The organism is Actinomadura sp. RB99 (assembly GCF_014706005.1).
In the GTDB taxonomy this organism is placed as follows: domain Bacteria; phylum Actinomycetota; class Actinomycetes; order Streptosporangiales; family Streptosporangiaceae; genus Spirillospora.
The window spans coordinates 1-13,462 of sequence record NZ_JABMCA010000048.1; the positions used below are offsets into that span (position 1 = coordinate 1).

The 13,462-nt window shown below is 74.9% G+C and carries 14 protein-coding genes; 7 read left to right on the top strand and 7 right to left on the bottom strand.

Features of this window, described 5'->3' with window-relative positions; translation table 11 throughout:
* On the top strand, positions 1 to 674 hold a 674-nt coding region (locus amrb99_RS32965; RefSeq protein WP_190863544.1), incomplete at its 5' end, for an SMC family ATPase.
* Between the two features lie 45 nt (positions 675 to 719).
* Here amrb99_RS32965 and amrb99_RS32970 read toward each other — a convergent pair.
* Positions 720 to 1,511 carry an SAM-dependent methyltransferase gene (locus amrb99_RS32970; RefSeq protein ID WP_190863546.1) on the bottom strand — a complete coding sequence of 264 codons (792 nt, stop codon included), beginning with the start codon at positions 1,509 to 1,511 and terminating at the stop codon, positions 720 to 722.
* A gap of 166 nt (positions 1,512 to 1,677) precedes the next feature.
* The gene (locus amrb99_RS32975) at positions 1,678 to 2,046 is read right to left on the bottom strand and encodes a PH domain-containing protein (RefSeq protein WP_190863549.1); all 369 of its coding nucleotides are present in this window, start codon (positions 2,044 to 2,046) and stop codon (positions 1,678 to 1,680) included.
* 259 nt (positions 2,047 to 2,305) lie between these two features.
* Here amrb99_RS32975 and amrb99_RS32980 point away from each other — a divergent pair, with 259 nt between their 5' ends.
* The 5 genes from amrb99_RS32980 (at position 2,306) to amrb99_RS32995 (ending at position 5,324) form a co-directional block, all read left to right on the top strand.
* Positions 2,306 to 2,503, top strand: a complete 198-nt coding sequence (locus tag amrb99_RS32980) for a hypothetical protein (protein WP_347256956.1) — start codon at positions 2,306 to 2,308, stop codon at positions 2,501 to 2,503.
* Positions 2,504 to 2,536: 33 nt separating this feature from the next.
* A complete protein-coding gene (locus amrb99_RS32985; RefSeq protein ID WP_190863554.1) occupies positions 2,537 to 2,767 on the top strand; it encodes a hypothetical protein in 231 nt (76 codons plus the stop codon).
* Positions 2,768 to 2,886: 119 nt separating this feature from the next.
* Complete coding sequence (locus amrb99_RS32990) at positions 2,887 to 3,546, top strand: alpha/beta hydrolase (protein ID WP_206700198.1); 660 nt, start codon at positions 2,887 to 2,889, stop codon at positions 3,544 to 3,546.
* Between the two features lie 24 nt (positions 3,547 to 3,570).
* Positions 3,571 to 3,744 carry a hypothetical protein gene (locus amrb99_RS50235; protein WP_206700199.1) on the top strand — a complete coding sequence of 58 codons (174 nt, stop codon included), beginning with the start codon at positions 3,571 to 3,573 and terminating at the stop codon, positions 3,742 to 3,744.
* 158 nt (positions 3,745 to 3,902) lie between these two features.
* Positions 3,903 to 5,324 carry an amidase gene (locus amrb99_RS32995; protein WP_190863556.1) on the top strand — a complete coding sequence of 474 codons (1,422 nt, stop codon included), beginning with the start codon at positions 3,903 to 3,905 and terminating at the stop codon, positions 5,322 to 5,324.
* 28 nt (positions 5,325 to 5,352) lie between these two features.
* Here the strand turns inward: amrb99_RS32995 and amrb99_RS33000 are convergent, their stop codons facing one another.
* A complete protein-coding gene (locus amrb99_RS33000) occupies positions 5,353 to 6,540 on the bottom strand; it encodes an ROK family transcriptional regulator (RefSeq protein ID WP_190863558.1) in 1,188 nt (395 codons plus the stop codon).
* 193 nt (positions 6,541 to 6,733) lie between these two features.
* Here amrb99_RS33000 and amrb99_RS33005 point away from each other — a divergent pair, with 193 nt between their 5' ends.
* Complete coding sequence (locus amrb99_RS33005; RefSeq protein ID WP_190863560.1) at positions 6,734 to 10,246, top strand: alpha-N-acetylglucosaminidase TIM-barrel domain-containing protein; 3,513 nt, start codon at positions 6,734 to 6,736, stop codon at positions 10,244 to 10,246.
* Between the two features lie 94 nt (positions 10,247 to 10,340).
* Here the strand turns inward: amrb99_RS33005 and amrb99_RS33010 are convergent, their stop codons facing one another.
* The 4 genes from amrb99_RS33010 to amrb99_RS33025 all read right to left on the bottom strand — a co-directional run bounded on the left by amrb99_RS33010 (position 10,341) and on the right by amrb99_RS33025 (position 13,448).
* Positions 10,341 to 10,661 carry a co-chaperone GroES gene (locus amrb99_RS33010; protein ID WP_190863563.1) on the bottom strand — a complete coding sequence of 107 codons (321 nt, stop codon included), beginning with the start codon at positions 10,659 to 10,661 and terminating at the stop codon, positions 10,341 to 10,343.
* Between the two features lie 10 nt (positions 10,662 to 10,671).
* The gene (locus tag amrb99_RS33015) at positions 10,672 to 11,580 is read right to left on the bottom strand and encodes an NAD-dependent epimerase/dehydratase family protein (RefSeq protein ID WP_190863565.1); all 909 of its coding nucleotides are present in this window, start codon (positions 11,578 to 11,580) and stop codon (positions 10,672 to 10,674) included.
* 72 nt (positions 11,581 to 11,652) lie between these two features.
* On the bottom strand, positions 11,653 to 12,474 hold the full coding sequence (locus amrb99_RS33020) for a serine protease (RefSeq protein WP_190863567.1): 822 nt from the start codon (positions 12,472 to 12,474) through the stop codon (positions 11,653 to 11,655).
* Positions 12,475 to 12,491: 17 nt separating this feature from the next.
* On the bottom strand, positions 12,492 to 13,448 hold the full coding sequence (locus tag amrb99_RS33025; protein WP_190863569.1) for a DMT family transporter: 957 nt from the start codon (positions 13,446 to 13,448) through the stop codon (positions 12,492 to 12,494).
* Between the last annotated feature and the right edge of the window lie 14 nt (positions 13,449 to 13,462).

Here is a 13,462-nt window from a genome sequence, read left to right on the forward strand (position 1 = left end):
CCCGGACCGGCGCGGCGTCCGCCGCCGACCGGGCCCGGCACCGCTGCGAGCGGCTCGCGCGGCTGCGCGCCGACCTCGGCGCCGCCGTCCGCGACTGGCGCCCGGCGGCGGACCGGTACCGGACCGCCGAGCGGCTCGCCGGGCTCACCTCGGGCAAGCACGCCGCGAACCGGCGCTCGATGTCGCTGTCGGCGTACGTGCTCGCCGCGCGGCTGGAGCAGGTCGTGGCCGCCGCGAACGAGCGGCTCGGCCGGATGTCGGGCGGCCGCTACGCGCTCGTCCACACCACCGACAAGGCGGCGGGCGACCGCAGCCACGGCGCGGGCGGGCTCGGGCTGCGCGTCGCCGACGCGTGGACGGGCCTGGAACGCGACCCGGTGACGCTGTCGGGCGGCGAGTCGTTCATCAGCTCGCTGTCGCTGGCGCTCGGCCTCGCCGACGTCGTCACCGCGGAGGCGGGCGGCGCGGAGATCGGCACGCTGTTCGTCGACGAGGGCTTCGGCACCCTCGACGAGGACACCCTCGACGAGGTGATGGACGTGCTGGACGGCCTGCGCGACGGCGGCCGCGCCGTCGGCATCGTCAGCCATGTCGCGGAGCTGCGGGCCCGGATCCCGGCGCAGCTCCGCGTCACCAAGGAGCGCACCGGCTCCACCGCCCGCATCGTCGTCTGAACCGCCGGCCGCCGCCTGGCTCAAGGCCTGCGGCGGCCGCCGGAGTCAGGGCTTGCGGCCGACGCCCGCCACCAGCCAGCCCGTCGCGGGCTCGTGCGGGCGGTCGGGGCGCCACTCCGGCGCGGGGACGAGACCGGGGTCGACCAGGTCCAGGCCGTCGAAGAACGCGGCGATCCGGGACCGGGGCCGCGCGGTGAACACCAGCCCGTTCTCGGTGAGGATCCGGTCCTGCAGGGCGCGCTCGCAGGACGTCATCGCGTCGTCGGCGAAGTCGCAGATCGCCAGGTGCGAGCCCGGCGCCATCGCGTCGGTGAACGCGCGGACGATGCCCTCCGGGTCCTCCTCGTCGAGGATCGCGTCGAGCGTCGCGGTCATCAGCACGCCGATCGGGCGGCTCAGGTCGATGAGCGCGGTGACCTCCGCGTCGGCGAGGATCGCGTGCGGCTTGCGCGCGTCGCCGTGCACCGCCGTCGCGTTCGGCACGGCGTGCAGCAGCGCCTGGTAGTGGACGACGGCGACGCGGTCGATGTCGATGTACACGACACGGCCGGCGGCGTCGCGGGCGTGCACGACCTCGTGCACGTTGCCCTTGCCGGGCAGGCCGCAGCCCACGTCGAGGAACTGGCGGACGCCCTCGTCCAGCATGTGGCGGACGGCGCGGCGCAGGAACTTGCGGTTCTCGCGGGGCAGCAGCCGGGCGGCCTGGAAGGAGCCGAACGCCTCGATGGCGACGGCGCGGTCGGCGCAGTAGTTGTCCTTGCCGCCGAGAGAGTAGTCGTAGATGCGGTTGAGGGCGGCGCCGGAGAAGCCGGGGCCGGGGGAAGGACGCTCTGTCATGGTGTCCCCTCGACTGGGAGCGGGGGTGGGTCGAGGAGCCTCCAGTCTAGTGGATCGCGATCACCGTACGCAGGTCCGACGTCGCGGAAAGCCACCATCGATCCGGGCGGCGGAGGCCGGCGCGCGGCCCGGGCGGGACCGGGCACCGGCTCCGGCGCGGAGGCGGTCAGCGGGAGATGAAGTCCAGGATCACGTTGTGCACGTGGTGGCTCTTGTCGGCGCCGCGGAACTCGACCTCGTAGGAGATCGTCCCGACGTTGATCGCGATCGAGCCGGAGGAGAAGTAGGGCCCCGCCCACGACCTGTTGCTGACCACGCTGACCGAGGTGATCTTGGAGTACGGGATGCTGGTGATCGCGTACTTCTTGCCCGCGAAGCTCTTGTCCTGGATGATCACCCGCCGGTCGGTGAGGCCGACGAACCCGGTGCCGGTGCCGATCGCGTCGTAGACCGCGATGACCTGCTCGCCGGGCAGCAGCCCGCTCTCGATCTGCTTGAGCTGGCCCGACCTGTCGTGCTCGACGTCGTCGCCCATGTCCGTCCTCCGTGCTCGTGGGTGGTCCGACACGTTTCGACGAGCGTAGACCGCCGCCCGTTCCCGCCGCCCGCCGTTCCCCGCGCCCGCGCGGCCGCTCGCCGTCCGGTCCGCCGCATGCCCGGAACGGTGCGGAAGGCGGCACATTCCGGACCAGGGCGTTAGGTCCGGTTCCGAGTGGGCACACCACACACACCCCCGGCCGCCGATCATGACCCGACCAGGAGAGCGCGGCGGCCCCGTCCCCCCGGAGGCAGCCGTGCGCGTCGGAACCGCCATCGTCCTGATCTGGCTGGTCATCGGTGCCATCGCCGCCGGCCAGCGGCACTACTACGACGACCGGAAGGCCAGCTGCGCCAAGGTCGGCACGGTCCTCGTGACGATCGTGGCCGGCCCGCTCAACTACGTGGGAGCGAACCCGAAGGTCCACTGCAAGACGCCTCAGCCGAGCAAGTGATCCGGCGCGCCCGCCGGCCCCGCCGCGATCTCCATGGTCACGAGGCGTCTCCGCGACGGCGTCACCGACGCCGCTCCGGCCCTGCTGGCGGAGTGCGCGCGGGTGAACGCGCGGGGCGTGACGATGGTGAGCGAGATGGCGTTCGACCCGAGCGCCCGGCCGCTGCTGGAGAACGTCCCGCTCACCACCCGGCTCCGCCTCTACGAGGTGTCGACGCCCGCGCTGCGCAGCGACGCCGGTGGGCGCCGATCGGCACCGCCCTGAGCACCGGGATGCGGGTGTCCCTCCGCAACGACTCGCCGGTCACCCCCGCGAACCCGCTGCACAACGTCGCCGTCGCCGCGACCCCCTGGGGTGACGGCGGCCGGAGTAAGGTGCGCGCCATGAGCGGGTATCGCAGGACGACCGTCGCCGTCCCCGGCGGCGACCTCACCGTGGGGATCTGGGGCGAGGGGACGCCGTCGGTCCTCGCCGTCCACGGCATCACCGGGTCGCACCTGGCGTGGGGCCCGGCCGCCGGCCGGTTCGCCGCCGCGGGCGGCGCCCTCGCCGCCGTCGACCTGCGCGGCCGCGGCCGCAGCGGCGCGCTGCCCGGCCCGTACGGCATGGCCGCGCACGCCCGCGACTGCGCGGCCGTCCTCGACGCGCTCGGGATGGACCGGGCGGTCGTCGCCGGGCACTCGATGGGCGGGTTCGTCTCCCTGGTCCTCGGCGACCTGTATCCGGACCGGGTGGAGCGGATCGTGCTGGTCGACGGCGGGCCGCCGCTGCCCGTCGCGCCGGGCAGGACGCCCGCGGAGCAGGTCGCGGACACCATCGGCCCCGCCGCCGCCCGGCTGCGGATGCGGTTCGCCGACCTGGAGGCCAACCGCGACTTCTGGCGCGCGCACCCCGCCTTCACGGTCTGGACGCCCGCGATCGAGGCGTACGTCGACTACGACATGACCGGCGAGGAGCCGGAGCTGCGCAGCCGGGTCTCGCTGGACGCGGTCACCGAGGACTCCACCGACCTGCTCACCGGGGACGCGCTCGCGGGCGCGTGACGGCGGCTGCGCCGTCCGACGGAGATGCTGCGGGCCGGGCGCGGGATGCTCGACCAGCCGGTGCCGCTGTACCCCGATCCCGCGCCGATCGCCGAGCGGATCCCCGTCCGCACGATTGACGACGCCAACCACTACACGATCCTGCTCGCCGACGGCCCGGCCGCCGAGGTCGCCGCGGCCCTGCCCCGTCCCGCCTGAACCGGCCCGCCTGATCCGGCCCGCCTGATCCGGCCCGCGCGATCCCGGTGGCGCCGGGTTCCGCGATGACCCTCCTGACATACCGACCGGTCGGTATTAGGGTGGCGATGATCGTGGCATCGCGGGGCGGACGCCTCCGCCGTCGAGGGAAGGCGCGCATGACGGAACCGCACGAGCTCACCGCACTCGACCAGGCCGCGGCGGTACGGGCGGGCGAGGTCTCCCCGGCGGAACTGGTCCGCCACTACCTGGACCGCGTCGAGCGCCTGAACGATCGCTACGGCGCGTTCATCACCGTCACCGCCGACCAGGCGATCGCGCGGGCCGAGGCGCTCGCGAACGGAGCGGCGGCGAGCGGGCACACCACGCCGCTGTTCGGAGTGCCCACCGCGATCAAGGACCTGACGCCGACCGCCGGCGTCCGCACCACCTACGGCTCCCGGGCCTACGCCGACCACGTCCCGGACCGCGACGCGCACCTCGTGACGCTGCTGCGCCGCGGCGGCATGATCAGCCTCGGCAAGACCAACACCCCCGAGTTCGGGCTCTGCTGCTACACCGACAACGACCTGGCGGGCCCGGCGCGCAACCCGTGGGACCGCGCACGCGCCGCGGGCGGCTCCAGCGGCGGCGCGGCCGCCGCCGTGGCGCTCGGCCTCGCGCCGGTCGCGCACGGGAGCGACGGCGGGGGCTCCATCCGGATCCCCGCGAGCTCCTGCGGGCTCTTCGGGCTCAAGACGTCCCGGGGCCGGATCAGCGCGGGACCGGACGGCGCCGACGTGAGCGGCCTCGCCGTCCAGGGCCCGCTGGCGCGCACCGTCCGGGACGCCGCCGCGATGCTCGACGTGATGGCGGCGCCGATGCCCGGCGACCCGCACTGGGCGCCGCCGCTCCCGGACGGCGAGACCTTCCTCGGCCACGCCGGCCGCGAGCCCGGACGGCTGCGCATCGGCCGCTATGCCCGGCCCGCCGTGCCGGGCGTCGACGTCGACCCGGCCTGCGTCGAGGCGTGGGAGCACGCCTCGCGCGTGCTGGAGGCACTCGGGCACGACGTCGAGGACATCCCCACGCCCTTCGGCCCCGAGGTCTCCGACCTCTTCGTCACCGTCTGGAGCGTGCAGTCGCTCGGCCCCGCCGTCGCACCGGGCGCGGAGGAGGCGCTGCGCCCCGTGACCCGCGCCTGGCGCGCGTACGGGCGCCGGATGGACGGCGCCGCCTTCGCCGCCGCGATCGGCGGGATGCAGCGCGCCGCCCGCGCGTCCATCGAGGCCACGGCCCGCTACGACGCCGTCCTGACGCCCACGCTGGCGGCGCTGCCGCAGCCGGTGGAGTTCTTCGACGAGAAGGACACCGAGCCGCTCGACAACCTGCGCAGGCAGAGCGCGTTCAGCGCGTTCACCAGCGTCTACAACATGACCGGCCAGCCCGTCGCCAACCTGCCGCTGCACCGCACCGGCGCCGGCCTGCCGGTCGGCGTCAGCCTGGTCGGGCGCCCGGCGGGAGAGGCGGCGCTGCTCGCGCTCTGCGCCCAGGTCGAGGCGGCCGACCCGTGGATCCGGCACCGCCCGCCCGAGTGGTGACGCCCGGCGTCCCGCGCGCCGCGGCCGGTCAGACGGGGAGCCGCCCCCAGACCTCGTCGAGCGCGAGCCGCAGGGCGCCGGTGAGGACGGTGTCCTCGGCCAGGCCGGAGAACTCGACGGCGGGCGGGGTGAGGGTCAGCCCGCCGAGGTGCCGGGTGATGGCCGTCAGCAGCACCGACCCGGCGCGGGCGACGCCGCCGCCGATCACGACGGCGTCGGGGGCCAGCACGAGTACGGCCGGGGCGATGGCGTGCGCGAAGGACGCGGCCACCTCGTCGACGACCTCGACGGCCGCCTCGTCGCCGCCGGCGGCCGCGGCGAAGACGGCCGCCGCGTCGAGCCCGTCGGCCCGGAGGGCGGTGCCGGGGCGGTAGCGGGCGGCCCGGCGGGCCCGCTCGGTGATGGCCTCCGCGCCGATGGCCCGCTCCAGGGGCCCCCGGCCGTCGCCGGTGTCGGGGACGTCGCCGGGCGGCCGGATGAAGCCGATCTCGCCGGCGGACCCGGTGCCGCGGTGCAGCCGGCCGCCGATCACGACGCCGGCGCCGAGCCGCTCGCCCCACTGCACGGCGAGCAGGGTGCCGGCCCCGCTGCGCTCCCCGGCGACGGCCAGCGCCGCGAGGTTCGCGTCGTTCTCCACCTGGACGGGGCAGCCGAAGCGGCCCCGGAGGTGCTCGGACAGGTTCACCGACGTCCAGCCCGGGACGCTGGGCGCCAGCAGGATCCGGCCGGACGCGGGGTCGACGATGCCGGGCGTGGCGACGACAACGGCGGCGATCTCGTCCGCGCCGAGCCCGGCCTCGGCGAGGGCGCGCGCGACCGCCTCGTCGACGACGCCGAGCAGCCGTCCGGCCCCGGTGTGGTCGACGGGGAGGCGGACGGCGGCGAGGCGGTGGGCGGCCAGGTCGTCGATCCCGGCGCTGACGGTGTGCGGGCCGACGTCGAGGCCCAGCACGGGGGCGGCGCGGCCGCGCAGCGAGACGCGGACCGCGGGGCGGCCGCCCTGCGGGGAGGCCGCGGCCGGGTCGTGCTGCTGCAGCCACCCCTCCTCGACCAGGTCGTCCACCGCCTGGCCCACGGTGGGGCGGGTGAGGCCGGTCAGCCTGACCAGCTCGGCCAGCCGCACGGGCTCGGGCGCGCAGTCGCGCACCGCGCGCAGCACGGCGGCGGTGTTGAGGCGGCGCAGCACCGGGGTCCCGACCGCCCGTTCGTCTCCCATCGCCCCTCCGAAAGATCGTCCGGACCCCTTGACCGGAGGGCCCCGCGCATCGATTATGAACTTCGTCTGGTATTGCAAGGACTTTAACAAACCCCCGCGCGGTGGAGGTTCCGCCATGGTGTTGGGCCGTAGACCGGACAGACGACAGGCAAGACCACGGGGCAGACGACGAGACGCCGGGCGGCGCTCACGGGTGCTCGCCGTCGCGGTGGCGGCGGCACTCGCGGTGCCGTTCGCCGGGGCGGTGCCGCCGGCGGCCGCCCGGACCGGCCCCGCCGGGGCACCGGCCGCGGCCCCGCGGACCGGACCCGCGGCGCAGGCGCTGGAGCGGATCCTCGGCCGGCAGCGGGCCGCGCAGGTCACCCTCCAGACGATCGGGAAGGGCGCCGGCGCCGATCGGTTCCGCATCTCCGCCGCCGGCGGCCGGCTGGTGATCGCCGGGACGTCCCCGGCGGTCCAGCTCACCGGCTTCGGCTGGTACCTGCGCAAGGTCGCGCACGCCGACTACGCGATCGGCGGGGCGCAGCTCGACCTGCCCGCCCGGCTGCCGCTGCCGGCCGCGCCGATCGAGGAGGACGCCTCCGTCGCGCACCGGTTCGCGCTCAACGACACCAACGAGGGCTACGCCGGCGCGTACCTGAGCTGGGACGAGTGGCAGCGCCGCATCGACGCCCTCGCGCTGCACGGCGTCAACGAGGTGCTGGTGTACGAGGGCCAGGAGGCCGTCTACCAGCGGGCCTTCCAGCGGTTCGGCTACAGCGCCGAGGACATGCGCAAGTGGATCCCGCAGCCAGCGCACCAGGCGTGGTGGCTGCTGCAGAACATGTGCTGCACCGGCTCGCCGATCTCCCAGCAGCTGATCGACCGGCGCGCGGCGCTCGCCCGGCGCATCGTCGACCGGCTCCGCGAGCTCGGCATCACGCCCGTCCTGCCCGGCTACTACGGCACCGTTCCGACGGACTTCGAGACCCGCAACCCGGGCGCGAACACCGTCCCGCAGGGTACGTGGAACGGTCTAGAGCGTCCCGACTGGCTCGACCCGACCGGGCCCGAGTTCGGGAAGGTCGCGGCGGCGTTCTACCAGGCGCAGACCCAGCTCTACGGCCAGAGCACCATGTACAAGATGGATCTGCTGCACGAGGGCGGCAGGGCCGGGTCGGTGCCGGTGGGGCCCGCGTCGAAGGCCGTCCAGGACGCGCTCGAAGCCGCCCACCCGGGCGCGCTCTGGGTCATCCTCGGCTGGCAGAGCAACCCCCGCAAGGAGACCCTCGAAGCCGTCGACCGGTCCCGGATGTTCATCGTGGACGGCATCACGGAGCAGCCGAGCGTCACCGACCGCGAGACCGACTTCCTCGGCACCCAGTACGCCTTCGGCACGATCTGGAACTTCGGCGGCCACCAGAACTTCGGCGCCGGGCTCACCGTGTGGAACGCCAAGTTCCACGCCATGCGCACCAAGCCGGGCAGCGCGCTGAACGGCATCGCGCTGATGCCCGAGGCCATCGACAACAACCCCGCCGCGGTGGCGTTCTTCACCGACATGCCGTGGGAGGACGGGCCGGTCGACATGGACGCCTGGCTCTCCGAGTACGCCGCCGCCCGCTACGGCGCGGCCGACCCGCACGCCGTCGCGGCCTGGCGGATCATCGGCCGCACCGCCTACGCGTGGCCGGCGGGCAAGGACACCCGGCACGTGACCGCTCTGTTCGACGACCAGCCGAGCCTGAACGACACCGGCACGGCCCTCCAGTACGACCCCGCCGAGTTCGAGCGGGCGCTGCGCGAGCTGCTGCAGGTCGACCCGCGGCTGCGGCGCTCCGAGGCGTACCGCTACGACCTCGTCGACGTCGCCCGGCAGGTCCTCGCCAACCGCAGCAGGTCGCTCCTGCCGAAGATCCGCGCCGCCTACCAGGACGGCGACCGGGCCGCCTTCGACCGGCTCACCGACCGGTGGACGGCGGAGATCGGGCTCATGGACCAGGTCCTCGGCACCGACCCGAACTTCCTGCTCGGCACCTGGCAGAGCGAGGCCGCCCGCCAGGCGGCGGACCGGAAGGAGGCCGCGGCCCTCGACTACGACCTCAAGTCGCTCGTCACGCTGTGGCAGACCGAGAGCCCCGGCCTGCAGGACTACGCGCGCCGCGAGGTCAACGGCCTGGTCGGTGGCTACTACGGCGAGCGCTGGACGATGTTCTTCGACGAGCTGAAGCGCGCGATGAGGACCGGTGCGCAGCCCAAGGAGATCGACTGGCGCGCCGTCGCCGAGAACTGGGCCCACGCCGGAACCCGCTACCCCGACCGTCCGCACGGCGACGCCTACCGGCTGGCCGCGCGGATCGCCGAGGAGCCCGCGGGCGCGCTGGCCCTCGCCTCCGACCGGAAGGGGATCACCGCGGGCGGCACCGTCCGCGTCACCGCGACCTACACCAACGAGTCGACGCTGAGCGCCGCGAGCGGCGTCCGGTTCGCGCTGTCGGCACCGTCCGGCTACACCGTCCGCGAGGCGGCCGCCCCGTCCGGAGCGGGCGATGTCGCACCCGGAGCCACCGCCACCTCGACGTGGACCGTGACGGCCCCCGCCGACGCCAAGCCGGGCGCGCTGCCCGGCCTGGACGCGACCGTGTCGTGGCGCAGCGGCAAGGGCGGGACCGAGCAGGCGAACGCGCACTCCCTGCTGATGGTCGGCGGAAGCACGATCGGCGCGCCCTACAAGACGACGGCCTCCGCGCCCGCCGAGTACGCGCAGGATGGCGGGACGATCGGGATCGCCGCCGGCGGCGAAGACGTCTGGGGCGCCACCAACGAGCTCGCCACCGTCTACACCGAAGGCGGGCTCGCCTCGGGGCACGCGGTGTCCACGAAGGTGACGCAGTTGGACGGCGCCTCGCCGTACTCCCGCGCCGGGCTGGTGGCCGCCGCCGACCTGACCAAGGCCGGCTCCGGCGGTTACGCCGACATCGCCGTCACACCCGAGCACGGCTGCGTCTTCTCCTACGACGCCGACGGCGACGGCAGGCTCGACCATGTCACCGAGGTCGGCGGGTTCACCGCCGGCGACGTCCGGGTGCGGCTGCGCAGGGACGGCGACCGGATGACCGGCTCGTGCAGCTCCGACGGCGAGAACTGGACCGTCGTCGGCTCCGGCGCGGTGTCCGGCGCGTCCGGCGCCGAGGACGTCGGCATGTTCGTCAGCGCGGTGAACCGGCACACCGGCCAGGAGGCGATCGCCCGCTTCGACGGCGGCGTCACCGCCGCGCCGGACACCTCGCGCGACGGGTCGGGCGACCAGCTGCAGAGCCTGCGCAAGCCGGTGACGGCGCTGTCGTCGGAGTCCGGGCGGCCGCCGGAGGCCGCCAACGACGGCAGCCGCGCCAACTCGCCGTACTGGGGAGGGCAGCTGACCTACGGCGAGACGTGGTGGCGCGTCGACCTCGGCGCCGTCAACGCGGTGTCCCGCGTCAACGTCCGCAACTACGTCGACGGGACCCGCTACTACACCTACCGGCTGGAGGGCAGCCTCGACGGCGAGCACTGGTTCACCCTCGGCGGCCGCAACGGCCCCGCCCCCGCCACCGACGCGGGCGACACGATGAACACCGAGGCGAAGGCCCGCTACATCCGCGTCGTCGGCCTCGGCAACACCGCCAACTTCACCTTCCACCTCACGGAGGTCAGCGTGTACGGCACGCCCGTCGCGAAGACCTGACCGCCCGACCGGAGGGCGGGGCGCGGGACGGCCGGACCGTCCCGCGCCCCGCCCTCGCCGGTACGGGCCGCTCGCCGTTACGGGCCGCTCGGCGTCAGAGGTAGAGGCCGGTGCCGTGCTCGGGGCGCTCGCTGGCGACCGCGTGCAGGTCGCGCTCCCGCATCACCAGGTAGTTCTCGCCCTGGATCTCGACCTCGTACTGGTCGCCGGGGTGGAACAGGACGCGGTCGCCCACCTTGACCGTGCGGACATGGTGGCCGACCCCGCACACCTCGCCCCACACCAGCCGGTTGGCCTGCTCGACGGTCGCCGGGATCACGATGCCGCCGGTGCTGCGGCGCTCGCCGGCGTCCTTCTCGACCTTGATCATGACACGGTCGTGCAGCATCTGGACTTCGAACTTCGGGTCGGACACGCTGGAGAGTTTATCCGTCCCCGCGGGTGAGGGCGGACCACGAGCCCCGGATGATCTCCCGGAGGCCCGACCGCTCCGGCCGCCAGCCGAGTTCGGCGCGGATCGCGGCGGAGTCGCAGACCAGCACCGGCGGCTCCGGCTGCGGCGGCCGCCGCAGCGTCGGGACGGGCCGCCCCGTCACCTCCTCGACCGCCGAGACGACCTCGTGGACGGCCGTGCCCGCGCCGCCGCCGACGTTGTACACGCGGTCCTCGCCGAGGGCGACCGCCTCCAGCGCGGCGACGTAGGCAGTGGCGAGATCGTCCACGTGCAGGAACTCGCGGACGGCCAGCCCGTCGCCGTTGATCTCCAGCCGGGGCGCGCGGCCCGCCGCCACCGCGAGCGCCTTGGGGATCAGCCGGGTCTCGTCCGGGTCGATCCGGCCGTCCACCGAGCCCGCGACGTTGAACGTCCGCAGCACCACCGCGCCGATCGCGCCCGTCCGGGCGTGGTACCGGACGGCCTGCTCGGCGGCCAGCTTCGACGCCCCGTACGGGTTGGACGGCGCGGTGGCCTCCGTCTCGGGGATCGGCTGCCGCTCGGGCGTCCCGTACACGGCGGCGGTCGACCCGAACACCACGCGCGCCCCGGCGGCGGCGTGCAGGACGTTGACCGTGCCCTGCACGTTGGCGGTGAAGAAGCGCAGCGGTTCCTGGAACGACTCGCGGACGCGGGTGAGCGCCGCGAGATGGCACATCCCGTCGTACGGTCCGGATGGCAGCGAACCCGGGTCGAGGACGTCGCCGCGGACGGGCCGCACCCCGTCCGGGAGCGCGGCGTCCCGCCGGGTCAGCCCGTCGACGTCGTGCCCGGCGGCCGCCAGCCGCCGCGCCACCGCGTACCCGATGTAACCCGCCGCCCCCGTCACCAATACGCGCATGCGTCACAGCATCGCCGCAGGCGGGGTCGCGGCGCCAACCGCTGCCCGCTTCCGGCCGGGCGCCGCGCGCGGCTAGGGCAGGTCGGTGACGCGCGTGTAGACGCCGGGATAGCCGGGCTTGGCGCAGCCGTAGGCCCAGGAGGTGAGGGCGACGACGCGGCCGCCCACCAGCAGCGGGCCGCCGCTGTCGAACTGGCAGGTGTCGGCCTTCGGCGACCCGGCGCACGCCATGTCGGACGCGTCGTAGGAGCCGCCGTACGCCTTCTTGCAGGCGTCGTCGCCGGGCAGCGGCACCTGCGCGGAGCGCAGCCGGGTGTTGAACCAGTCGGACTCGGACGTGGTGCCCCAGCCGGCGACCACGCCGCTCGTGGCGGACCCGGGGGAGCCGAGCGGGACGGTCGGCCGGTCCACCCGCCGCGAGAGGGTGAGGACGGCGACGTCGTGGTGGCTGACCGTCTCGCCCTTGAAGGACGTCTCGCTGTACTTCGGGTGCAGCTTCACGGACGTGACGGACACGCTCTCGCCGCCGCCGCCGGACAGGTCGTCGCGGCCGAAGGTGACCTTGAGCAGGCCGGGGACGCCGCGCAGCACCGACACGCAGTGCCCGGCGGTGAGGAGCCGGTCCGGCTCGATGAGGACGCCGCCGCAGAACTGGCCCGCCGGGCGCACGAAGAAGACCGGCGAGCCGACGGCGGCGAGCCACGGGTAGGAGGCGGCGGAGGCGGGCGCGCCGCCGACCACGGCGGACGCGGGGGAGGCGGCGAGGGGCAGGAGGGCGGCGCCGAGGGCGGCCGCGGCGAGCGCGGCCGAGCCGAGGGCCCTGCCCGGCACCCGTCTCCGGGCGGGCGCCCGGCGGGGCGCCGCCCCCGGAGACGACGGGAGGAAGGGGGCCATTCCGGCAATGTAAGGGATCAGGGGAGGGCGCGCACGCCCTTCCGGCGCGGAGCCCGCGCCGGCAGCGGCCCGGTGGCGCCCGGATCCTCGTACCGCGGGAAGGTCACCAGCGCGACCAGCGCCAGGACGAACCCGCCGGCGCGCAGCAGGAACGGCAGCGCGTCCCGGGGCCACTCCTCACCGAACAGGACGGTGCTGCTGACGATGAGGTAGGTGCGGCCGATGACGGTCAGCACCACCGCGACGATCGCGACGCGGCAGCGCTGCAGGGCGATCTGCAGCTGCCCGAGCGCGATCGCGGCCAGCCCGAGCGTCAGGTACGGGTAGGCCGACTCCAGGACGGCGCGCAGGCTGCCGGTGTCGGCGTAGACGAGCGAGATGCCGCGGATGCCGGCCTCGGCGAGCCCCGCGCAGGCGCCCGCGCCGATGCCGTAGGCGACCCCGGCGAGCTTGCGGGCGTGCCGGCCGCCGGCGCGCCGGTCCCCGACCAGCCACACCAGCCCCGCGATGATCACGGCGGGCGCGCAGATCGCGAGCATCGTCCAGGGGGACTCGAGCGTGCCGACGAGCGTGGCATGCGCCGCCGGGGACCCGTCACCGGTGGCCGACAGCCCGATCAGCACGGTCGCCAGCACGAACAGCGCGACGCTCGCCCACTCCCGGACGCCGAGCCGCTCGCCGAGGAACCACACGGCGTAGCCGACGAGGAACACCAGGCTGACCGCGAAGATCGGCTGCGCCACGGCGAGCGGCATCTGCTGGAACGCCACCACCTCGTAGCCGAGGCCGAGGAACAGCAGCAGCCCGCCGCCCAGCCACACCGGATCGGTGAGCATGAGCCGGGCGACGCGGAACGGGCGGCTCCCCCTCAGCGGCTCCATCCGGCGCGCGGAGACACGGAAGACGAGGAAGGCGATGTAGTAGACGGTGGTCGCGATCAGAGCGAGGGCGGCGTAACCCAGGTCGTGACCCATCGGGGTCCTCTCGG

Coding starts and splice junctions, on each gene's coding strand:
- amrb99_RS33000 (WP_190863558.1), bottom strand. CDS start 6,540: ATGGGAGACGAACGGGCGGTCGGGACCCCGGTGCTGCGCCGCCTCAAC.
- amrb99_RS32970 (WP_190863546.1), bottom strand. CDS start 1,511: ATGACAGAGCGTCCTTCCCCCGGCCCCGGCTTCTCCGGCGCCGCCCTC.
- amrb99_RS33020 (WP_190863567.1), bottom strand. CDS start 12,474: ATGGCCCCCTTCCTCCCGTCGTCTCCGGGGGCGGCGCCCCGCCGGGCG.
- amrb99_RS33015 (WP_190863565.1), bottom strand. CDS start 11,580: ATGCGCGTATTGGTGACGGGGGCGGCGGGTTACATCGGGTACGCGGTG.
- amrb99_RS32975 (WP_190863549.1), bottom strand. CDS start 2,046: ATGGGCGACGACGTCGAGCACGACAGGTCGGGCCAGCTCAAGCAGATC.
- amrb99_RS50235 (WP_206700199.1), top strand. CDS start 3,571: ATGCTGCGGGCCGGGCGCGGGATGCTCGACCAGCCGGTGCCGCTGTAC.
- amrb99_RS32990 (WP_206700198.1), top strand. CDS start 2,887: ATGAGCGGGTATCGCAGGACGACCGTCGCCGTCCCCGGCGGCGACCTC.
- amrb99_RS33025 (WP_190863569.1), bottom strand. CDS start 13,448: ATGGGTCACGACCTGGGTTACGCCGCCCTCGCTCTGATCGCGACCACC.
- amrb99_RS32985 (WP_190863554.1), top strand. CDS start 2,537: ATGGTCACGAGGCGTCTCCGCGACGGCGTCACCGACGCCGCTCCGGCC.
- amrb99_RS32995 (WP_190863556.1), top strand. CDS start 3,903: ATGACGGAACCGCACGAGCTCACCGCACTCGACCAGGCCGCGGCGGTA.